A 21865-nucleotide genomic window follows, 5' to 3' on the forward strand; every position below is an offset into this window, starting at 1 on the left:
TGGCGTGTCGGTCGCCTACTGGCCGGCCGCGCGCAGATGGTCGGCCGCCGCCGCGGACATCCGGGTCATCGCGGCGGCGTCGAACGGCTCGGTGCCCGAGGCCGCGATCTGGGTGACCGTCGCGCCGACGACGAGGATCGTCACGTCGAAGACCAGCGTGGTGCCCGCACTGGTGGCGTGCAGTTGGAACGACGTGGAGGCGTCGCCGGACTGCGGCTGGTCGAGTCCGCCGAGCCGGTAGGTGATGTGGGTGCCGTCGGCGTCGGTCCCCGAATACGCGGTGCACCCGGCGAGCACGTGCTGCGCGGCCGCGAACGCGTCGCGCGCCCCGACGCCGGGGTAGCTCGCGGAGTCCTGGTCGACGCTGCGCAACCCGGGGCCGGTGTAGTGGATCGCGGTGCGCGACACCGCGCCCGGGCTCTGGTCGGCTATCGGGGAGAGCACCTTCGCGCACGTCGCGGGGTCGGTTCCGGACCGGTCCGGTCCGGCCGTCGTCGACGGCGCGGCCGGGTCGACCAGCGCGGTGCCGTCGCCCCCGGGCAGCTCGCTGAACCCGGGCGGTAGATCCTCCGGCGCGACCACCGTGGTCATGAGCTTCGCCGCGTCGGTGATCGGGCCCGCGGTCGGTGCGGGCGCGGTGCGGGCGGGACCGAGCGTGGGCAGGGCCGGCGCGGCGGGCGCTCCGCCGCCGCACGCGGCCAGCGTCGTCGACAGCACCGCCACCAGACCGGCGGTGCCGACCGTTGCCGCACGCCGGTTCATCGCGCGCTCCACTGGGTGTGGTTGCCGAGTGTCTGCGAGATGGTGGCGTCGGAATCGGGGACCCGGAAGACCTGTTCGCCGCCGACGGTGATGTCCGCGCTCGTCGGCAGCGGCGCGTCCAGATCCAGCGTGACCGTTCCGCCGCCGGTCATCTCGTACTTGTCGATGTTCAGTTTGCGGGTGTCGCCGGGCATCACCCACACCGGCGAGATCGGCGACTGGTTCACCTGCACGTCGAGGGTGACGACGCCGCCCTGTCGGGCCTTGAGCGTCACGTTCATCGTCTGGTCCAGTTCGACGGCGCTGGTGAAGTGCTGCTCGGTCTTCCAGGTGGCGCCGACGCCGACGGGCTCGGACGGCAGCGCCACCGTCGAGTAGATCGCTTGGTAGAAGGCCTGTTCCACTGCGGCGCGAGCCATGTTGTCCGCGTTGGGCGGTGGGCTGATGCGCAGGGTGGTGATCGCGCCGTCGGGGGCGATCGTCAGCCCGGCGTGGGCGCCGCGTTCCGCCTTGAGTTCGGTGTTCAAGGTCGAATCGGGACTGGTCACCTCCCCGAGGGTCAGCGCGACCTCGGTCATGCCGGGCTCGGACGAGGTGACGTGCGCGGACAGCGGCATCCGCATCGCGGGGCTGGAGAAATCCCTCGGGGGCCGGTCGGCGAGCGTCTGGCTGACGGCGGCGCTGGTGCTCAGCACCGCGGACCCGGTGGTGCCGACCGCGGATCTGCGGTCGAGCACCGTGCGCGGCCCGGCGCCCGGGTCGAGCAGTGTGACACGCACGGCGGACACCGGGATGGCCGCCTGCTCGGTGGTCGGGGCGGCTGCTCCGTCACCGGAACTGCCGCATCCCACCAGGGTGGCGGCGAGCATCAGGGCAAGCGGTGCCGCCGCGCACACGCGGGCGGTGGGGGACGGAAGGGTCACGTCAGCCAGGTTAGCGGGATCGCCACCGGCGCCACCGGTGTCGGCACCGGGCCGTAGGCTGAGAAGGATATGAAACGCGACACGGGTGGGGGCCCGACGAGCCCCGAAGGTCCGGGGCTCGGCCGCGGCCGGTCCTGGACACTCGCGGTGCTCGTGTTCGCGGGTGGTCTCGCGTATTCGAACTGGTTGCTCGAGTTCGTCGTCCACACCGGCCTCGACCACGTGAACTCCTTTCTGAGCCAACTGGAGGAGCCCGGCCATCCGTACCGGGCGCTGTTCGTCGGCGGCGACCTCGTCTCCGCCGCACTGCTGCTGATCGCGGCGGTCCTCGCGCTGGTGTGGTCCCGTCCGAACCGCTGGTATGTCGCCGGCTGGGTGCTGCTGGGTCTCTTCGGCGCGGCGACCATCGCGGACGCCTCGAACCCGATGTCCGGTACCGCCGAGTCCGAGGCCAGCCGCGGACTGTTCCCGCAACTGCGGCACGTGCACGCGCTGACGAGCACGGCGGCCGTCACGGCGATGTTCGCGGCGATCATCGTGTTCACCGTCCTGGTCTTCCGCAGCCGGCTCTTCCCGGTGCTGCGGACCGTCGGGGTCGCGTTCCTGGCGCTGCTGGTGCTCGCGACTCTGGCGCTCGCGGTCGGCGACAACCTCGAACAACACTTCGGCGACCACTTCGCGCTCGGGGTCGTGCAGCGGTTGCAGGTGGCCGCGATGTCGGCCTGGCTGGCGACCCTGGCGTTCGCCCTGTGCCGGGGGCCGTTCGCGGATGGGGGATGATGGGCGCGTGAGTGAACGTGACGCCCGTGCCCGCAGGCTGATGCTGCTGCTGGTGGTCGTGGCGGCCGTGGCCCTGGGGCTCGACCTGCTGACGAAGTCGCTGGTCGTCGCGAAGCTGAATCCCGACGATCCGATCCATGTGATCGGCGACACAGTCCAGTTCGTGTTGATCCGCAACTCCGGCGCCGCGTTCTCGATGGCGACCGGTCAGACCTGGATCCTCACCGTCGTCGCCATCGCGGTCGTTGCGGCGATCATCAAATTCGGCCGCAAGCTGCAGTCGTCCTGGTGGGCACTGGGTCTCGGGCTGGTGCTCGGCGGCGCCCTGGGCAATCTGGTCGACCGGATCTTCCGCGCCCCGGGTCCGATGCGCGGTCACGTCGTCGACTTCATCTCGGTCGGCTGGTGGCCGGTGTTCAACCTGGCGGACTCGGCGATCGTGTGCGGCGCGGTGCTGCTGGCGGCGTTGTCGATCTTCGGTGTCGAGCCGAACGGCACGCACCGCGGCCACGACGACGCGAGCGTGACCGCCGGGACGGGCGGCCCGGGACCGGACGGCCCGGGACCGGACGGCTCGGGCACGGACAGCGCGGGATCGCCCGGCGCGGAGACGGACGCCGGGACCCGGCGAGGAGAGGACGAATGAGCGACACCCGATCGATGCCGGTTCCGGAGGGCCTGGACGGCATGCGGGTCGACGCCGGCCTCGCGCGACTGCTCGGACTGTCCCGCACGGTCGCGGCGACCCTCGCCGAGAACGGGTCGGTGCACGTCGACGGCGCCGCTGTCGGCAAGTCCGATCGGCTGCACGGCGGTTCCTGGCTCGAGGTGCAGCTGCCCGAACCCGAGCGCGAGTTGACCATCGTCGCGGAACCCGTCGAGGGCATGGACATCCTCTACGCCGACGACGACGTGGTCGCCGTGGACAAGCCGGTCGGCGTGGCGGCGCATGCGAGCGTCGGCTGGACCGGGCCGACCGTGATCGGCGGGCTCGCGGCCGCCGGGTACCGGATCTCCACCTCGGGCGCCCACGAGCGGCAGGGCATCGTGCACCGCCTCGACGTCGGCACCTCCGGGGTGATGGTCGTGGCGACGTCTGAACGTGCCTACACGGTGCTCAAGCGCGCGTTCAAGCAGCGCACCATCGACAAGCGCTATCACGCGGTGGTCCAGGGGCATCCGGATCCGTCGAGCGGCACCATCGACGCCCCGATCGGTCGGCATCGCAGCAGCGACTGGAAGTTCGCGGTGATGGCCGACGGCAAGCACAGCGTCACGCACTACGACACCGTCGAGGCGTTCCCGGCGGCGAGCCTGCTCGACGTCCACCTGGAAACCGGTCGCACACACCAGATCCGCGTGCACTTCTCGGCGCTGCGGCACCCGTGCGCCGGCGACCTGACCTACGGCGCGGATCCCACGCTCGCCGCGCGTCTCGGTCTTGAGCGGCAGTGGCTGCACGCGCGGTCGCTCGGATTCGCGCACCCCGCGGACGGCCGGTGGGTGCAGATCACCAGCGAGTATCCGGCGGATCTGCAACACGCACTGGACGTCCTGCGCAGTGCGTGATCGCACCCGGGCGGCCATCTGGCGGTGGCTGCCGATCGTCATCGCGGTCGTCGGCGCGGCAGCGGTCGTCGTCGGGATGGGCCTGGCGAATCCGGTTCGGCATCTCGCCGTCAACACCGACCGGCTCGGCCCGGACTCCGGGGAGTCGGTGGCCCACTACCAGGCGCGGGCCCGCCAGTCGCTGGTGACGGACAACGCCGATCCGCACTGGGCGCTGGTGTCGTTCGACACCGGACAGGGCTCGGCGCAGGCGGCCGCCGCGGCGTCGGGTGCGCGGATCTCGAAGGCGCTCTTCCAAGTTCAGCTGCCGCGGGTGCAGACCCCGGTGGTCGCGGTGCAGACCGCCGCGGGCGATCCGGTCGGGCAGTTGGACACCGCAGGGGGGGTGGCGGCGGACCAGGTGCGCGCCGCGCTCGCCGATTCCGATCGCGCGCAGCGGGTGGACGACTATTCCGCCGCACAACTGCAGTCGGATTGTGCGTGCATCATCGGCCTGCTCGTGCGGGCCCCGGTCCCGGTGCTCGCCCGGATCCAGGCGGTGCCGGGTGTCCGTGCGGTCGAGGCCCTGCCCGCGGACGCGGTGTACGGGCACTTCTCGTTGGTGCCGTTGCTCCCCGCCCAGACCGACTACGTGGTGCCGCTGCCCGACGACGGCCCCGTGCCCTGAGCAGCCGGCGCGGCTCCCCGGGCCCGCGGACAATTCGGTCGACGGATCGCCGGGGCCGCTCCTAGGGTGGTCGCGAACCAGCCGACCGAGAGGACATTCCGTGGCGCCGTGGCACACCCGCCCCGAGACCGCATCCGACCGCGAGCAGATCCACCGGGTCAACGCCGCGGCCTTCCCGACGACGGCCGAGGCCGAACTGGTCGACGCGCTGCGCGCCGACCCCGACGCGTGGATCGCCGGGTTGTCGACGGTCGCCACCGACGACGACGGGAAGGTCGTCGCGCACGCGCTGCTGAGCAGGTGCCGGGTCGGCGGCCGGCCCGCACTGGTGCTCGGCCCGTGCGCGGTGCTCCCGGAGCATCAACGCACGGGTGCGGGCGCCGCCGCCATCCGGGCCGGTCTCGAGGCGGCGCGGGAACTGGGCGAGAACCTCGTCACCGTGCTCGGTCATCCCGACTACTACCCGCGGTTCGGCTTCGTGCGGGCCTCCGAATGGGGCATAGCCCCGGGATTCGACGTTCCGGACGAGGCCATGCGGGTGCTGAGCCTGGACCCCACCCGTCCGGTGCCGACCGGGGTGATCGAGTACCCGCCCGCGTTCGGGGTGTGAACGCGCGGTCCAGAGTTCCGATCGTGGTCGGCGCACCGTGCGACACTGGCGCGATGGCGACGACGTGGGGGTCCCGGGTCAGGCGGTGCGAGCCGTGGTTGGCCGGTGCGATGTTCCTCGGCATGGCGGTGACGGTCGGGCCGCAGGCCGTTGTCGGCGCCGTCGACGACCCCGGCATGTGGAACACGCTGTATCTCGTCATGTGGGTGGTCGTGATGGTGGTCCTCGGGCGGGAATGCGTGGTGGGCCTGCGCAAGCGCGGGACCGCCGCCGGTTCCTCGGCACCGACCCCCGCGATCGTGCTGCCCGATGACGTTCTGGCCGTGGTCGAGTCCACGGGTGGCCGCGTCGCCGCGGTCAAGATGCTGCGCGAGGCGCACCCGGGACTGGGGCTGAAGGCGACCGTCGACCTCGTGGACGATGCGCGCCGCGACCCTTCCGATTCCGGTCACGCGACGTAGCCTGCACCGCAACCGATGCGGCGTTGTCGGCCCGATCACACGTTGTCGTACCGATCGCCTAGGGTGAACTGTCATTCGGCCGACAGGCGGGGAGGGGGTGCTGGGTGAAGAGGCTGATCGCGTCGATCGTGCTCGTCGTGCTGACCGGCATCGGGCTGCTGTGGCCGCTCGCCGAGGGCACCTTCGGTGCCGGCTCGGTGCAGCCGTCCACCGATCCCTCCGTCGTCACCGACTACGACGCCACGTATCAGGTGGCCCCCGACGGTCACCTCGAGGCGACCGAGACGCTGGTGGTCGACCTGCCCGCCGGTCGGCACGGCATCTTCCGCTACTTCCCGGCCGCCGACCCGACCGACCCGCACGCGCGCATCCTGCCGACCGTCACCGGCATCACCATGGACGGTGCGTCCGTTCCGGTCAGCTACTCGTGGAAGCAGGGGCGCAGCCTGCGTGTGGCGCGGATCGGCGACCCGGACCGCACTGTCCCGGCCGGCGTGCACACCTACGTGATCAGCTACACCATCGACAACGTGCTGGCGAGGCCGTCGGGGGCGCAGGGCGACTTCAGCGCCCGCGCGGGCCAGAACGCGACGCCGCCGACCGCGTCGTTCTTCTGGAACGTGGTCGGCTTCTGGGAGATGCCGATCCGCAGCGCCCACGTGGCCGTCGACCTGCCCGGCGCCACCGGGCTGGTGCAGTGCGCGGCAAGCGCATCCGGTGAGCATCCGTGCGCGATCGAGGGCGCCGGGACCGACCACGTCACGGTCACCGCCACCGACCTGCCGCCGCGCAACCCGGTCACTCTGCGCGCGGATCTACACGTCCCGCTGCCGCCGCACGAGACCGTGCCCTGGACGGTGCGGTTCGACAAGGTCCTGGGACGGTCGGTGCCGGTGGTCGTGCTGGTCGCGGTGCTTTCGGCGATCACGCTGACAGCCGGCTACCTGTGGGAGCGCCGCTCCCGGGAGGCTCCACCCGGGTTGCCGGTGATGTACACCCCGCCCGAGGGGCTCGGTCCCGCGCAGACGGTGTACATCGTCAAGGAGTCGGTCGGTGGCCACGCGCTGGTGGCGACGCTGCTGCACATGGCCGAGCGGGGGCTGGTCGACCTCACCGCGACCGACGCGAAGAGCTGGACGATCACCGGCAAGGCCACGACTGACCGGTGGGCCACGGCGGACCCGGTCACCCGCCGTGTCGGGGAGACCCTCGGGGTGACCACCGCCGGCAGCGCGTTCGCAGCCGATGGCGGCAAGGCCGCCGGGCAGACGCTTCTCAAGGCCAAGCAGTATGTCGAGTCCACCGCGCGATCCTGGTCGCGCACCGAGGGGCTGGTCGTCTCGTCCACCGAGGAATGGGTGGGCCGGGCACTGGTCGTCGGCGCAGCAGTGCTGGCCGTCGTCGGTTTCGTCGGACTGCTGGGCGTGACCATGTGGGGACTGCCGTTCGCCGCCTTCGTGATCGGTGGTGTCGGGCTGCTGGCCACCGGCGTCGGCACCCGGCGGACCGCCGCCGGTCGGCAGGTGTGGTCGCGGGCCGGCGGATTCGAGCGGCTGCTGTCGACGCCGTCGAGCGAGGACCGGTTCGACTACGCCGCACGCAAGGACCTGTTCATCGCCTACGTGCCCTATGCCGTGGCGTTCGGGGTCGCCGACAAGTGGGCGGCCAAGTACCGCACCGCGACCGGGCAGGAGGCCCCCGTGCCCCTCTGGTTCCCCGCCGCGTACTACGGCGGCGCGGCCGGGCTGTACTCGGGCGGCGGATTCGACGCGTTCGACTCCGCGTTGTCCTCGTCGATCGGCGCCTACCAGGCCGCGCAACGCTCCTCCTCGTCCGGCTCGGGAGGGTCGAGCTGGAGTGGCGGAGGCGGCTGGGGCGGTGGCGGCGGCGGGGGTGGTGGTTCCTGGTGACGGGCGCTCGATCGACGGGATCGGCGGAACCACACGCGACGCCGAGGAAAAGACACGCAACTCCGACAGAAAGCAGGTTGCAGACATGACCGCGATCGTGATCATTGTGATCGTCGTGGTGGTGATCGCGCTCGTCGCGTTCGGCATCAGCGGCTTCAACTCGCTGCGCAAACTCGACGTCAAGGCGCAAGAGGCGCTCGGGGGCATCGACGTCCAGCTGACCCGCCGCGCCGACCTCGTGCCGAACCTCGTCAACACCGTCAAGGGTTATGCGGCCCACGAGAAGTCGGTGTTCGAGGCCGTCACCGCCGCCCGCGCGAACGCGACCTCGGCGGCGAAGTCCGGCAGCGTCGAGGACAAGGCCCAGGCGCAGCAGGCGCTCGACAAGGCGATCGTGAACGTGCTGGCCGTCGCGGAGAACTACCCGGACCTGAAGGCGTCGACGAACTTCCTGCAACTGCAGCAGCAGCTCACCGACACAGAGAACCAGCTGGCCTTCGCGCGGCAGTACTACAACGACGCGGTGTCCACGCTGAACCAGAAGGTCGTCACCATCCCGTGGATGTTCTTCGCCGGGCCGGCCGGGGTGCACAAGCGTGACTTCTACCAGGCGCCGGAGGGGCAGCAGGCGCCGCCGCAGGTGCAGTTCTGACGCCGTTCCCGGCGGCTTCTCCACCCGCCGTCTCACCGCTCGCTCATCGGTATCTCACCGGTGAGGCAACGGCTGGTGGGTCGGTCCCTGCAGGATGCGGGTGCGGCTCGGTGGAGCGGGCGTGGGGTCGCCGGGACCGTCGGACCCCCCGCCTACACTCGTGGGCGTGACCGACTCCTTCGTACATCTGCACAACCACACCGAGTACTCGATGCTCGACGGTGCGGCGAAGGTCGGCCCGATGTTCAAAGAGGCCCAGCGGCTCGGGATGACCGCGGTCGGCATGACCGACCACGGCAACATGTACGGCGCGAGCGAGTTCTACAACCAGGCCAAGAAGCACGACATCAAGCCGATCATCGGCATCGAGGCCTACATCGCGCCCGGGTCGCGGTTCGACACCAAGCGCGTCAAGTGGGGCGACCCGAGCCAGAAGTCCGACGACGTCTCCGGCTCGGGCGCCTACACGCACATGACGATGGTGGCGGAGAACGCCACCGGTCTGCGCAACCTGTTCAAACTCTCCTCGCTGGCGTCGATCGAGGGGCAGCTGGGCAAGTGGGCGCGCATGGACGCCGAGCTCATCGCCGAGTACGCCGAGGGCATCATCGCGACCACCGGTTGCCCGTCGGGCGAGGTGCAGACCAGGCTGCGGCTCGGTCACGACCGCGAGGCACTCGAGGCCGCCGCGAAGTGGCAGGAGATCTTCGGCCCCGACAACTTCTTCCTCGAGGTGATGGACCACGGGCTGTCCATCGAGCGTCGCGTGCGCGACGGGCTGCTCGACATCTCGGCCAAGCTCGGGATCCCGCCGCTGGCCACCAATGACTGCCACTACGTCACCAAGGACTTCTCGCACAATCACGAGGCGCTGCTGTGCATCCAGACCGGTAAGACGCTCTCGGACCCGACCCGGTTCAAGTTCGACGGTGACGGCTACTACCTCAAGTCTGCCGCCGAGATGCGCGAGATCTGGGACGACGCGGTGCCCGGAGCCTGCGACAACACGCTGCTCATCGGCGAGCGGGTGCAGTCGTACGAGGACGTGTGGAAGCACCGCGACCGGATGCCGATCTTCCCGGTCCCCGAGGGGCACACCCAGGATTCGTGGCTGCGTGCCGAGGTGGAAAAGGGTCTGCGCCGCCGGTTCCCGGACGGGGTGCCGGGCGAGTACATCACCCGCGCGAACTACGAACTCGACGTCATCGTCCAGATGGGCTTCCCGGCCTACTTCCTCGTCGTCGGCGACCTGATCAGCCACGCGCTGGAGGTCGGTATCCGGGTGGGCCCGGGTCGTGGTTCGGCGGCCGGTTCGCTGGTCGCCTATGCGATGGGCATCACCAACATCGACCCGATCCCGCACGGCCTGCTGTTCGAGCGGTTCCTCAACCCCGAGCGTGTGTCGATGCCCGACATCGACATCGACTTCGACGACCGTCGCCGCGGCGAGATGGTCCGCTACGCCGCCGACAAGTGGGGCAGCGACCGGGTCGCCCAGGTCATCACCTTCGGCACCATCAAGACGAAGGCCGCGATCAAGGATTCCGCGCGGGTGCAGTTCGGCCAGCCCGGTTACGCCATCGCCGACCGGATCACCAAGGCGCTGCCGCCGCCGATCATGGCGAAGGACATCTCGGTGTCGGGCATCACCGATCCCGAGCACGAGCGGTACAAGGAGGCCGCCGAGGTCCGGGCGCTGATCGAGACCGATCCGGATGCGAAGAAGATCTACGACACCGCGCTGGGCCTCGAAGGCCTGATCCGCAACGCCGGTGTGCATGCCTGCGCGGTGATCATGTCGTGCGAGCCGCTCACCGACGCGATCCCGGTGTGGAAGCGCGCCCAGGACGGCGCCATCATCACCGGCTGGGACTATCCGTCGTGTGAGGCCATCGGCCTGCTCAAGATGGACTTCCTCGGTCTGCGCAACCTGACCGTCCTCGGTGACGCGATCGACAACCTCAAGGCCAACCGCGGCATCGACCTGGATCTGGACACGCTGCCACTGGAGGACCCGGCCACCTACGAGCTGCTCGCCCGCGGCGACACGCTGGGCGTGTTCCAGCTTGACGGCAGCGCGATGCGCGACCTGCTGCGCCGCATGCAGCCGACCGGGTTCGAGGACATCGTGGCCGTGCTCGCGCTGTACCGGCCGGGCCCGATGGGCATGAACGCCCACAACGACTACGCCGATCGCAAGAACGGCCGGCAAGAGGTCAAGCCGATCCACCCGGAACTCGAGGAGCCGCTGCGCGAGATCCTCAAGGACACCTTCGGTCTGATCGTCTACCAAGAGCAGATCATGCAGATCGCGCAGAAGGTCGCCGGGTATTCGCTCGGTCAGGCCGACCTGCTGCGACGCGCGATGGGTAAGAAGAAGAAGGAGATCCTCGACGAGGCGTACGACGGCTTCGCGGAGGGCATGAAGGACAACGGATTCTCGCAGGCGGCGATCACGGCGCTGTGGGACACCGTCCTGCCGTTCGCCGGCTATGCGTTCAACAAATCGCACGCCGCCGGTTACGGGCTCGTCTCGTTCTGGACGGCCTTCTTCAAGGCCAACTATCCGGCCGAGTACATGGCCGCGCTGCTCACCTCCGTCGGTGACGACAAGGACAAGGCCGCGGTCTACCTGGCCGACTGCCGGCACCTGGGCATCACGGTGATGCCACCGGACGTGAACGAGTCAGGCCTGTACTTCGCCTCGGTGGGCAACGACATCCGCTTCGGTCTGGGTGCTGTCCGCAATGTGGGTACCAACGTGGTCGCCTCGATCATCGCGGGCCGCAAGGAGAAGGGGAAGTACGCCAGCTTCTCCGACTACCTGGACAAGGTCGACGCGGCCGGATGCGGCAAGAAGCCGATCGAGTCGCTGATCAAGGCGGGCGGGTTCGACTCGCTCGGGCATCCCCGCAAGGGCCTGCTGCTGGTGCACTCCGATGCCATCGACGCGGTGATGGGCACCAAGAAGGCCGAGGCGATGGGCCAGTTCGACCTGTTCGGCGGGGGCGGTGGCGACGACGACCTGTCCTCGGTGTTCGAGGTCAAGGTCCCCGACGAGGAGTGGGAGACCAAGCACCGGTTGGCGCTCGAGCGCGAGATGCTCGGGCTGTACGTGTCCGGGCATCCGCTCAACGGTGTCGAGCACGTGCTCGCGGCGCAGTCCGACACCCACATCCCGGCGATCCTCGAGGGCGACGTCAAGGACGGCGCACAGGTCACCGTCGGCGGCATCCTGGCGTCGGTCAACCGCCGGGTGAACAAGAACGGAATGCCCTGGGCGTCCGCGCAACTCGAGGACCTCACCGGCGGCATCGAGGTGCTGTTCTTCCCGCAGGCGTATTCGGTGCTCGGCGGCGACGTCGCCGAGGATGCGGTGGTGCTGGTCAAGGCACGCGTCGCGGTTCGCGACGACAAGGTGTCGCTGATCGCGAACGACCTTGCGGTTCCGGATCTCTCGTCGATCGGTGTGGCCGCGCCGGTGGCGGTGACCATGCCGACGAGGCTGTGCACGCCGGACAAGGTGGGTGCGCTCAAGCAGGTGCTGGCGCGGCACCCCGGCACATCCGACGTGCACCTGCGGCTGATCAGCGGCGAGCGGATCACCACGCTCAAGCTGGACGACCGGTTGCGTGTCAACCCGACGTCGGCGCTGATGGGCGACCTCAAGGCGCTGCTCGGGCCGAGCTGCCTCGGCGGGTAGCGCCCGCGTTCGCCCGACGGCACCCGGTCGCCGACCCTAGGCTGAGGCCATGGCGAGAAGCGTCGCAGATCAATTGGTCGGTCAACTCGTCGCGGCGGGGGTGCGCCGGATCTACGGCATCGTCGGCGACAGCCTCAACCCGGTCGTCGACGCGGTGCGCCGCACCGGCGGGTCGGCCGCCGGCGGGATCGACTGGGTGCACGTGCGCCACGAGGAGGCGGCAGCGTTCGCGGCCGCGGCCGAGGCGCAGATCACCGGCCGCCTCGCGGTCTGCGCGGGGTCGTGCGGCCCGGGCAACCTGCACCTGATCAACGGGTTGTACGACGCGCAACGCTCGGGTGCTCCGGTGCTGGCGATCGCCTCGCAGATCCCCAGCGTCGAGATCGGCTCCGGCTACTTCCAGGAGACCCACCCGGACCGGCTGTTCGCCGAATGCTCGGTCTACAGCGAGGTGATCGGGACGCCCGCGCAGTCGCCGCGGATGGTGCACGCGGCGATGACGCAGGCCCTCGCCCGCGGCGGGGTCGCGGTCGTGACCCTGCCCGGTGACATCGCGGCCGAGCCCGCCCAGGGCAGCGCGCCGCGACTGGTCACCGCACATCCGGCGACGCTGGTGCCCGCCGAGGCGGACGTGCGGGCCCTCGCCGAGGCGATCGACGACGCCGAGAAGGTCGCGTTGTTCGCCGGCGCCGGTGCGCGCGGCGGCCGCGAGCAGTTGCTGGCGCTGGCCGAGAAGATCGGCGCGCCGATCGGTCACACGCTGCGCGGCAAGGAATGGATCCAGCACGACAACCCGTACGACGTCGGCATGACCGGGCTGCTGGGGTACGGCGCGGCGCACGCGGGCATGCACGGCGCCGACCTGCTGGTGCTGGTCGGCACCGACTTCCCCTACGAGCAGTTCCTGCCGGACGGCGTGCGCACCGCGCAGATCGACATCGCGGCCGAGCGCATCGGTCGGCGCACGCAGGTCGACGTGCCGGTGCACGGGGACGTCGGTGCCGTGCTCGACCGCGTGCTGCCGCTGGTGCGCGCCAAGACCGACCGCCGCTTCCTCGACGGCATGCTCGCCAAACACGACGACCTGATGAACAAGGTCGTCGGCGCCTACACAGATCCGGTCGGGCAGCGCACGCCGATCCATCCGGAGTACGCGGCCTCGATCCTCGACGACGTCGCGGCGCAGGACGCGATCTTCACCGCGGACACCGGCATGTGCAACGTGTGGAGCGCGCGCTACCTCAACCCGAACGGCGCCCGCCGAATGTTGGCGTCGGCGGTGCACGGATCCATGGCGAACGCGTTGCCGCACGCGATCGGGGCCCAGTTCGCCTGTCCGGGAAGGCAGGTGGTGTCGGTCTCCGGGGACGGCGGGCTGTCGATGCTGCTGGGCGAGCTGGTGACGGTGGCGATGTACAAGCTGCCGGTGAAGATCGTCGTGTTCAACAACTCGACGCTCGGCATGGTCAAGTTGGAGATGCTCGTCGACGGACTGCCGGATTTCGGGGTCGACGTGCCGCCGGTCGACTATGCGGCGGTCGCCGCGGCCCTGGGCGTCTACTCGCGCCGGGTCGAGCGGCCCGAGGACGTCGAGTCGGCACTGCGCGCGGGCTTCGACCACGACGGCCCGGCGCTGATCGACCTCGTCACCGACCCCGCCGCGCTGTCGATCCCCCCGACGATCACCGGCGGGCAGGTCCGCGGGTTCGCGCTGGCGGTGTCGAAGATGGTGATGAACGGCGGGGTCGGCGAGGCCATGAAGATGGCGAAGACCAACCTGCGCAACGTCCCCCGGCCCTGAGATCGTCGGCACACCCACCGCAGGGCCCCGGCGGACCCGGCTGGCAACCCGCTCACCTGGGGTGACAGGATGGAATGCTGTGAAAGCTTCGGATGATTCCACGCCAACGACGGCCCCGCTGACCGCGGCCGACATCGATGCCGCGGCGGAGCGAATTTCCGGGATCATCACCCGCACCCCGCTGCAGCATTGCGAGCGGCTGTCGGCCGCGACGGGCGCGAACGTGTTCCTCAAGCGCGAAGACCTGCAGGTCGTGCGCTCCTACAAGCTGCGCGGCGCGTTCAACCTGATGGCGCAGCTCGGCGACGCCGAGCGGCGGGCCGGGGTGGTCACCGCCAGCGCGGGCAACCACGCACAGGGTGTCGCGTACGCGTGCCGGACGCTCGGCATCGACGGGCGGATCTACGTCCCGGTCAACACGCCGAAGCAGAAGCGCGACCGCATCATGGTGCACGGCGGGGACCGCGTCGAATTGGTGATGGTGGGGGAGACGTTCGACGCCGCCTCCGCCGCGGCCGCCGAGGACGCGCAGCGTACGGGCGGGACCCGGGTACCGCCGTTCGACGACGCGCGCACGGCCGCCGGGCAGGGCACCGTCGCCGCCGAGATCCTCGAGCAGCTCGGCACGGCTCCCGACATCGTCGTGGTGCCCGTCGGCGGCGGCGGGCTGATCGCCGGGGTCACCACCTATCTGCGTGAGCACGCGCCCGCGGCGACGATCGTCGGGGTCGAACCCGCCGGCGCGGCGTCGATGACGGCCGCGCTGGCCGCCGGCGGTCCGGTCACGCTCACAGACCTGGACCCGTTCGTCGACGGTGCGGCGGTGCGCCGGATCGGTGACCTGCCGTACGCCGTGATGCGGGCCGCCGGTGCCGGCGCGATCTCGCACTCGTCGCTGCCGCTGGTCACCTCGGCGCTGCCCGGCGCTTCCAACGGCATCGGCATGACCCAGGTCGACGAGGGCGCGGTGTGCACCGAGATGCTCGGGCTGTACCAGAACGAGGGGATCATCGCCGAGCCCGCCGGGGCGCTGGCCGTCACCGCGCTGAGCAACATCGAGATCCCGTCCGGCGCAACGGTCGTGTGCATGATCTCCGGGGGCAACAACGACGTCTCCCGCTACGGGGAGATCCTCGAGCGGTCGCTGGTGCACCTGGGGCTCAAGCACTATTTCCTTGTCGACTTCCCGCAGGAGCCCGGGGCGCTGCGCCGGTTTCTCGACGAGGTGCTGGGGCCCGACGACGACATCACGCTGTTCGAGTACGTCAAGCGCAACAACCGCGAAACCGGTGCGGCGCTGGTCGGCGTCGAACTCGGTGCGGCCGAAGGTCTCTCGGATCTGCTCACCCGGATGGACCGGTCGCCGATGCAGGTCGAGCGGCTGGTGCCGGGCTCGCCGGCGTACCGCTATCTGACGTAGGCTTTCGAGTGACCCGTGCGTGAGTTGAGAGGTGGGGGCCCACAACCAACGCACGGGCCGGTCAGCGCCCGAGCAGTCGCGCGACGACCTGGCGGTGCAGGTCGGGGTCAGGCTGCGGCAGCCCGAGCAGGCCGGCCAGGAAGATGCCGTCGCCGACGAGTCGCACGATCTCGGCCTGCACCGGATCGTCGATCTCGGCCTGCAGGCCGGAATCCCACGACCGCATCACCTCGGTGACCGCCTGCTGGACCTCGTCGTGCCGGCCGTCGACACTACGCAGCGCGGCCAACGCCGAGCGGTACAGCGGCATCTCGGCGATGTCCTCGGGTCCGAACGATTCCAGATAGAACTCGGAGATCGACCGGCCGCCGGCCACCGCGTCGGCCAACTGCTTGTCGGCGCGCTCGCCGAGGCGTCGCACCATGCCGGCGAGCAGCGCCTCCTTGCTGGGGAAGTGATAGAGCAGGCCGCCCTTCGACACGCCCGCCGCGGCGGCGACCGCCTCGAGCGTGACCTGGGCGGGGGACGACTCCAGCAGCAGGCCCTCGAGAGCGTCCAGGATGCGATCACGGGTGGATTGTGCGGCCATGAAATTCACTGTACCGGCTGGACGGTTTTGCTAGACTCGGGCGCGTGACTGTACCGGCTGGACGGTATGGATTGACAGTGAACGGGAGCGAATCGTGTCCTCCGAATCGGCCGCGCAGAAGGCCGTTGCGCAGAAGTCCGTGACGCGGCAGGCCGTGGCACCGCAGACGGCTGCGTCCGATGTGCTGTATCAGGACCCACCCGTTCGGGCGACCGTGCGAGACTGGGCCGGTTTGGCGGTGCTGTCGCTCGCCGTGTTGCTGGTCGCTGTCGACGGCACGGTCCTCGACGTGGCGATCCCGTTCATGAGCGAGGACCTCGCCCCGACGAGCACCCAGCTGCTGTGGGTGATCGACATCTACTCGTTCGTGCTGGCGGCGCTGCTGGTGACCATGGGCACGCTCGGCGACCGGATCGGCCGCCGCCGCCTGCTGATGATCGGCTCCACCGGCTTCGGACTGGCCTCGGTGCTGGCCGCGTCCGCAACCGATCCGACGATGCTGATCGCGGCGCGGGCGTTGCAGGGCGTCGCCGGCGCGACGCTGATGCCCTCGACGCTCGGGTTGATCCGGTCGATGTTCCGCGACCGGCACCAGCGCACCATGGCCATCGGCGTGTGGGGTGCGATGTGGGGCGGCGGCGCCGCGGCCGGCCCGCTGGTCGGCGGTTGGTTGCTCGAGCACTTCTGGTGGGGCTCGGTGTTCCTGATCAACCTGCCGGTGATGGTGGTACTGGTGACGCTGGCGCCGTGGGTGATCCCGGAGTCGCGCGACCCGAACCCCGGCCGGTTCGACCTGATCAGCGCCGGGCTGTCAATGGTCGCGATGGTCCCGATCGTCTACGCGATCAAGGAGATTGCGATGCACGGCTTCTCATGGAGCCGTGCCGCGTTCGCGCTGGTCGGGCTGGTCGCGGGGTGGGCGTTCGTGCGGAGGCAACGGCGGCTCGCCGCGCCGCTGCTGGACGTGACGCTGTTCCGTCGGCCCGCGTTCTCGACCGCGGTGCTGACCAACCTGCTGTCGGTGTTCGCGCTCGCCGGGGTGATGTTCTTCGGGTCGCAGTACCTGCAGCTGGTGCTCGGCTACCGGCCGCTCGAGGCAGGGCTGCTGATGCTGCCGGAGATGCTGGCGTCGGTGGTGTCCGCGCTGCTGGTGGCGCCGCTGGTGGGCCGCTGGGGCGCCCGCGTAGTGCTCAGCGTGTCACTCGGGGTCGCCGCGGCGGGCGCGCTGGTGCTGGTCGGCCTGCGGGCGGACGGGGGACTGTCGTGGTTCCTGGTCGGCTCGCTGCTGATCGGTCTCGGTGTGGGGCTCGCCTTGACGCTCACCTCTGACCTGGTGGTCAGCGCGGTCGAACCGGAGCGGGCCGGCGCGGCGTCGGCGGTCTCGGAGACGGCGAGCGAACTGGGCATCGCGCTCGGTGTCGCGGTGCTCGGCAGCATCGTGATGGCGATGTTCCGCGGCGGGCTCGACGTCGCCGGGCTGACCGCGGGCCAGGCCGACGCGGCGAGGGACACCCTCGGCGGCGCGATGATGGTCGCCGAGCAGACCGGGGACGCGCTGGTCGCCTCCGCGAACCATGCCTTCGTCGGCGGCATGCACGTGGCGGCGCTGCTGACCGGCGTCATCCTGGCGGCGGTCGCGGTGCTGTCGGCGATCATGCTGCGGCCGCGCGAGGAGCGGTGACGTCCCTCGCGCGGCCGCGGGCGGAGATCAGCGGTTCAGGTTGCCGAAGTCGACGGGAACCTGGACGCCGGTGAGGTACTGGGCCTCGTCCGAGCACACCCACGCGACGACGCCGGCGATGTCCTCGGGCTGCGCGATCGCGTACGGCAGCGAGTTCATGTAGATCGGGCCGAGGGTGTGGGCGAACCGCTCGAAGAGCGGCTGCATGTCCGGGCCCATGTTCATCCCGGTCTCGACGCCCGCGGGGTGCACGGTGTTGACCCGGATCTTGTGCTCGCCGAGTTCGTTCGCCATGGCCTTTGCCAGACCGGTGATGCCGTGCTTGGTGGCCGCGTAGTGCGCGGTGAACGGCGTGCCCTTGAGCCCGGACACCGAGCTGGTGAACACCATCGCGCCGCCCTCGCCCTGCTCGATCAGGTAGGGGATGGCCGCCTTCGCGGTGTGGAACACACCGGTCAGGTTGACGTCGACGGTCTCGCGCCACTGTTCGAGGGTGACCTCCCAGGACAGCTTCCCGGAGCAGATGCCGGCGTTGGCGATCACCACGTCGAGACGGCCGAACTGGGCGATCCCGTCCGAGAGCACCTTCGAGACCGCGTCGAAGTCGCGTACATCGGCCTTCGCGGCGACGATCTTTCGTCCGGTCGCCTCGACCAGACGCACGGTCTCGGCCAGGTCGGCCTCGGTGGCGCCCGGGTAGGAGGTGGAGGTGAATTCGGCGCAGGCGTCGAGCGCGATGATGTTGGCGCCCTCCTCCGCGAACCGGACCGCCTCGGCGCGGCCCTGGCCACGCGCCGCACCGGTGATGAAGACGACCTTGCCGTCGAAACGTTGTGCTGTTGTCACTGCCGCTGACCTCTCGTACCGTGCAAAATAGAACCTGTTCTCTTGCACAGGCTACTGAGTTTGCGCGGAAGCACCAGAGGGATGTGCCGATCTGCGGGAAAGTCGTCCTCTCGGGGACCTTCGCCTGGCGCTCACTCCCGGACCAACAGCGCCACCGGCAGTGTCAGCTCGCGGGCCAGCAGACGGCCGGTGTACGGCACGTCGGTGAGCCGATCGGTCCACGTCCCGGGCGGCAGCGCCACCGCCGTCGCGCCCCACGGCCGGTCGCCGCGCCGCAGCGTGTGCCGGGTGGCCAGCGCGATGACGTCGGGGGACAGGCCCGGCGCGCCGCGCGCGAAGCCGATCAACTCGGTGGCGTGCGGGCCGGTCGCGACAAGCGGGCGGTAGGTGCCGCGGACGAAGCTGTCCGGGCGTTCGCGGCGCAGGCGCAGCGCGGTGCGTGTCACCCACAGCTTCACCGCCGGATGACCCGGACCGATCACCCGCAGTTCACGCACGAGTTCGCGCCGACGGTCGAAGTCGACGGCGCGGCGGTTGTCGGGGTCGACCAGTGAGTCCTCCCACAGCTCGGTGCCCTGGTAGACATCCGGCACTCCGGGCCCGCACAGCTGGAGCAGCTTCTGGCCCACCGAGTCCGCGCGGGTGTGCGGTTCGAGGTCGCGGACCAGCACCGTCATCGACCCGGCGACCGGACCGCCCAGCACCGCGTCGAGCCAGTGCTCGACCAGTGTCTCGAAGGCGACATCGACGCGCTCCCACGAGGAATGGGTCGCCGTCTCGCGCCCCGCTTTTCGGGCAAAGGCGTGCAGTCGCGACCGGTACTCGCCGGTGATCTCACCGTCGGTGGGCCAGGTCCCGAACATGGTCTGCCACAGCAGCGTGCCGATTCCGTGCTCGGGGCTGGGCGCGAGCTGTTCCCACTCGGTGACGCACCGTGACCACAGCTGCGGGAACTGCGAGAGCACGCCGATGCGGGCGCGCACGTCCTCGCCCCGCTTGGTGTCGTGGGTGGACAGTGTGGTCATCGTCAGCGGATGCCGGCGGGCGCGCCCGGCCTGGTCCAGGTGGAACTCGGCGGCGGTGACGCCGAAGCGGTCCGGGGCGCCGCCGAGCTCGGCCAGTGATGCCAGCCGGGTCGTGACGTAGAAGGCGCCGTCCTCGACGCCCTTCGCGCCGGCGCCGACACACAGCCGGCGCACCTCGGTCGCGGCGGACCCGTCGGTGACGAGCGCCGCCGCGAGTTCGGTCAGCGGACCGTCCAGTTCGGGGTGGTCGCGGCCGACCCGGTCGACGGCGTCGGCGAGGGAATCGGTCACGGTGGACGCGCCGACAACCTCGATCAGCGCGGAGCCGGCGCGCTCGTCCGCCCGTCCGCATCGGCGCAACAGCCGGTTCACGTCGGGGGACAGGCTCGTGCCCAGCACCTTTCGCGCGCGATCCACGCACAGGTCGCGGTACCAGCGTGCATGTGCGTCAGCGTAGGGGCCGCCGGTGCCGGGGAGGTCGTGCGACAGAGCGGTCAGCCCCGGCTCGCCGGCCGGGTCGACGAACACGCCGCCGACGGTGCGCAGGGCGTCGTATCCGGTGGTGCCGTCCACCGGCCACGACGGGTCGAGGGTTTCGCCGGGCGCGAGGATCTTCTCCACGAACAGCCTGCGGTCCCTGCCCAGCAGCGCACGCAGCCGCGTCAGGTAGCCGGCGGGGTCGCTAAGCCCGTCGACGTGATCGACCCGCACGCCGTCGATCAGATCGTCGCGCACCCAGGTCGCGAGCTGCGCGTGGGTGGCGTCGAAGACGGCCGGATCCTCCTGCCGCAGCGCGGCCAACTCGTTGACGTCGAGGAATCTCCGGTAGCCGCAACGGTGTTCGCGCCAGTCGACGAGCCGGTACGGCTGCCGCCGGTGGACCTGCTCGGCGGTGCCCGTGTCGGTGCCGGGGATGGTCGGGAACCGCAGGGTGCCCACCGCCAGCAGCGGTTCGGGGCCGGTGCGGTCGATTCGCAGGTCGGACCTGTCCCCGTCGAGCGCGGGGAGCAGCAACCGGCCGTCCCCGGCAGCCCAGTCCAGGTCGAACCAGTGCGCGTACGGCGAGTCGCGGCCGTGGCGCAGCACGTCCCACCACCACCGGTTCTGCCGCGGCCGCGCGACACCGAGGTGGTTCGGCACGATGTCGACGATCAGGCCCATCGACCGTTCCCGAAGCCGATTGGACAGCCGCACCAAAGCTTCTCGTCCGCCGAGCGCCGGATCCACGGCGGTCGGATCGGTGACGTCGTAGCCGTGGGCAGAGCCGGCCACCGCGGTCAGCACGGGGGAGACGTACAGGTGCGAGACGCCGAGCGTGTCGAGGTAGTCGACCAGATCGGCGGCGGCGTCGAGCGTCATCCCGTGCGCGCGCAACTGCAGCCGGTAGGTGGCGGTCAGCGCGCGCACGGTCAACCGCGCAACCCGGCGGCGCGCGCCTGCTCCAGGTACAACGCCAGAAAGTCGTGTTCGGTGAGGCCGGCGCCGATCGCGGACTGGATCTGCTCGTGCACCGTCGCGGCGAGCTGCATCGGGGACCCGACCGCGCGGGCTTCGCCCAGGCCGAGGTCGAAGTCCTTGCGCAGCAAGGCCATCGTGAACGTCGGCGACCAGTTCTCGGTGATCAGGTCGGCCGAGCGACGGCGGATCCAGTCCGAGGCCAGCACGGTGCCGTTGAGGAACTCCAGGAAGTCCGCGCGCGGGACCCCGCCCTTCTCCGCCAGCGTGGTCACCTCGATCCACGCCTGCGCGACCACGCCCAGGAACAGGTTGTGGCACAGCTTGACCAGCCGGCTCTGCTCCGCCTCGCCCACCCGCACGGCGGACCTGCCGATCTGTTCGAGGTACGGCCGCGCGAGTGCGAAGGCGTCCTCGGGGCCGGACGCGACGAAGCTCCCGTCGCCGGCGGACACCATCGCGGGGTTGCCGCTGACCGGCGCGGCCAGGAACCCGACCCCCACCTCGGCGGTGCGGGACCGCACCTGGGCCGAGGCCTGCGCCGACACCGTCGAGCAGTCCACGATCAGATCGGGTCGGGCGTTCGCGGCGACCAGCAGTTCGACCACCTCGATCAGATCGGCCGACGCGGAGACGCACGTGAACACGATGTCGCAGACGCCGAGATCGCCGGCCGCATCGGCGACTCGCGCACCCGCGTCGGCGAGCGGCGCGGTCTTGGCGCGGGTGCGGTTCCACACGGTCAACTCGTTTCCCGCGGCGAGCAGGCGCGACGCCATCGCGACGCCCATTCGTCCGGTGCCGAGCCAGCCGAGGCGATGTGTCGGTGCAGTCATGTCGGGCTACCTCCCGCGAGAACGAATCAGGTCCCGTTCATCATGATCGCCCCGCGCACCCGCGGATGTCCCGGGTTCGCCCGCGGGTGCGGCCGCCCGGCCCGGCGGGAGGCGGGCGCGTCACTGTTGAGGACGAGCCGCATCGCGGGATAGTGTCTGTTTGCACCGGTACATT

18 protein-coding genes are annotated in these 21865 nt (G+C 70.5%); 12 read left to right on the forward strand and 6 right to left on the reverse strand.

The window, feature by feature from the left end; all coding sequences use genetic code 11:
* Positions 1–15: 15 nt before the first annotated feature.
* Both G4X40_RS18030 and G4X40_RS18035 read right to left on the reverse strand, forming a co-directional pair.
* Positions 16–762, reverse strand: coding sequence for a sensor domain-containing protein (locus tag G4X40_RS18030; RefSeq protein ID WP_277834514.1), 747 nt, complete (start codon positions 760–762; stop codon positions 16–18).
* The gene (locus G4X40_RS18035) at positions 759–1685 is read right to left on the reverse strand and encodes a hypothetical protein (RefSeq protein ID WP_277834515.1); all 927 of its coding nucleotides are present in this window, start codon (positions 1683–1685) and stop codon (positions 759–761) included. The genes G4X40_RS18030 and G4X40_RS18035 overlap by 4 nt, the downstream gene beginning before the upstream one ends.
* A 69-nt stretch (positions 1686–1754) precedes the next feature.
* On the opposite strand from G4X40_RS18035, the gene G4X40_RS18040 reads away from it, so the two are divergent.
* The 11 genes from G4X40_RS18040 to ilvA all read left to right on the forward strand — a co-directional run bounded on the left by G4X40_RS18040 (position 1755) and on the right by ilvA (position 15258).
* Complete coding sequence (locus G4X40_RS18040; RefSeq protein WP_277834516.1) at positions 1755–2465, forward strand: DUF998 domain-containing protein; 711 nt, start codon at positions 1755–1757, stop codon at positions 2463–2465.
* A gap of 40 nt (positions 2466–2505) precedes the next feature.
* Entirely contained in the window at positions 2506–3111 is a 606-nt protein-coding gene (gene lspA, locus G4X40_RS18045) for a signal peptidase II (protein ID WP_332844343.1), read from the forward strand.
* Complete coding sequence (locus tag G4X40_RS18050) at positions 3108–4034, forward strand: RluA family pseudouridine synthase (RefSeq protein ID WP_277834519.1); 927 nt, start codon at positions 3108–3110, stop codon at positions 4032–4034. Before lspA ends, G4X40_RS18050 begins: the two co-directional genes overlap by 4 nt.
* On the forward strand, positions 4027–4701 hold the full coding sequence (locus G4X40_RS18055) for a hypothetical protein (protein ID WP_277834520.1): 675 nt from the start codon (positions 4027–4029) through the stop codon (positions 4699–4701). The genes G4X40_RS18050 and G4X40_RS18055 overlap by 8 nt, the downstream gene beginning before the upstream one ends.
* A 100-nt stretch (positions 4702–4801) precedes the next feature.
* Positions 4802–5311, forward strand: coding sequence for a GNAT family N-acetyltransferase (locus tag G4X40_RS18060; protein WP_277834521.1), 510 nt, complete (start codon positions 4802–4804; stop codon positions 5309–5311).
* Positions 5312–5364: 53 nt separating this feature from the next.
* Complete coding sequence (locus G4X40_RS18065) at positions 5365–5772, forward strand: hypothetical protein (protein ID WP_277834522.1); 408 nt, start codon at positions 5365–5367, stop codon at positions 5770–5772.
* Positions 5773–5876: 104 nt separating this feature from the next.
* Positions 5877–7682 (forward strand): DUF2207 domain-containing protein, encoded by a 1806-nt coding sequence (locus tag G4X40_RS18070; protein WP_277834523.1) that lies wholly within the window; start codon positions 5877–5879, stop codon positions 7680–7682.
* A gap of 85 nt (positions 7683–7767) precedes the next feature.
* Positions 7768–8334 carry a LemA family protein gene (locus tag G4X40_RS18075; protein ID WP_277834524.1) on the forward strand — a complete coding sequence of 189 codons (567 nt, stop codon included), beginning with the start codon at positions 7768–7770 and terminating at the stop codon, positions 8332–8334.
* A gap of 166 nt (positions 8335–8500) precedes the next feature.
* Positions 8501–12037 carry a DNA polymerase III subunit alpha gene (gene dnaE / locus G4X40_RS18080; RefSeq protein WP_277834526.1) on the forward strand — a complete coding sequence of 1179 codons (3537 nt, stop codon included), beginning with the start codon at positions 8501–8503 and terminating at the stop codon, positions 12035–12037.
* Between the two features lie 49 nt (positions 12038–12086).
* Positions 12087–13838 carry a pyruvate dehydrogenase gene (locus tag G4X40_RS18085; RefSeq protein ID WP_277834527.1) on the forward strand — a complete coding sequence of 584 codons (1752 nt, stop codon included), beginning with the start codon at positions 12087–12089 and terminating at the stop codon, positions 13836–13838.
* 79 nt (positions 13839–13917) lie between these two features.
* Complete coding sequence (gene ilvA, locus G4X40_RS18090) at positions 13918–15258, forward strand: threonine ammonia-lyase IlvA (protein ID WP_277834529.1); 1341 nt, start codon at positions 13918–13920, stop codon at positions 15256–15258.
* 61 nt (positions 15259–15319) lie between these two features.
* On the opposite strand, the gene G4X40_RS18095 is transcribed toward ilvA, so the two are convergent.
* Positions 15320–15847 carry a TetR/AcrR family transcriptional regulator gene (locus tag G4X40_RS18095; RefSeq protein ID WP_277834531.1) on the reverse strand — a complete coding sequence of 176 codons (528 nt, stop codon included), beginning with the start codon at positions 15845–15847 and terminating at the stop codon, positions 15320–15322.
* A gap of 154 nt (positions 15848–16001) precedes the next feature.
* Between G4X40_RS18095 and G4X40_RS18100 the strand changes: the two genes are divergently transcribed.
* Positions 16002–17528, forward strand: coding sequence for an MFS transporter (locus G4X40_RS18100; RefSeq protein WP_408642249.1), 1527 nt, complete (start codon positions 16002–16004; stop codon positions 17526–17528).
* 27 nt (positions 17529–17555) lie between these two features.
* Here G4X40_RS18100 and G4X40_RS18105 read toward each other — a convergent pair whose 3' ends face one another.
* The 3 genes from G4X40_RS18105 to G4X40_RS18115 all read right to left on the reverse strand — a co-directional run bounded on the left by G4X40_RS18105 (position 17556) and on the right by G4X40_RS18115 (position 21690).
* The gene (locus tag G4X40_RS18105; protein ID WP_277834533.1) at positions 17556–18374 is read right to left on the reverse strand and encodes a mycofactocin-coupled SDR family oxidoreductase; all 819 of its coding nucleotides are present in this window, start codon (positions 18372–18374) and stop codon (positions 17556–17558) included.
* A gap of 131 nt (positions 18375–18505) precedes the next feature.
* Positions 18506–20806 (reverse strand): malto-oligosyltrehalose synthase, encoded by a 2301-nt coding sequence (gene treY, locus G4X40_RS18110; protein WP_277834706.1) that lies wholly within the window; start codon positions 20804–20806, stop codon positions 18506–18508.
* Between the two features lie 2 nt (positions 20807–20808).
* Entirely contained in the window at positions 20809–21690 is an 882-nt protein-coding gene (locus G4X40_RS18115) for an NAD(P)-dependent oxidoreductase (RefSeq protein WP_277834534.1), read from the reverse strand.
* Positions 21691–21865: the final 175 nt, after the last annotated feature.

Origin of the sequence: Speluncibacter jeojiensis, from assembly GCF_029589495.1 — a bacterium.
GTDB classification, from domain to species: Bacteria; Actinomycetota; Actinomycetes; order Mycobacteriales; family Mycobacteriaceae; genus Speluncibacter; species Speluncibacter jeojiensis.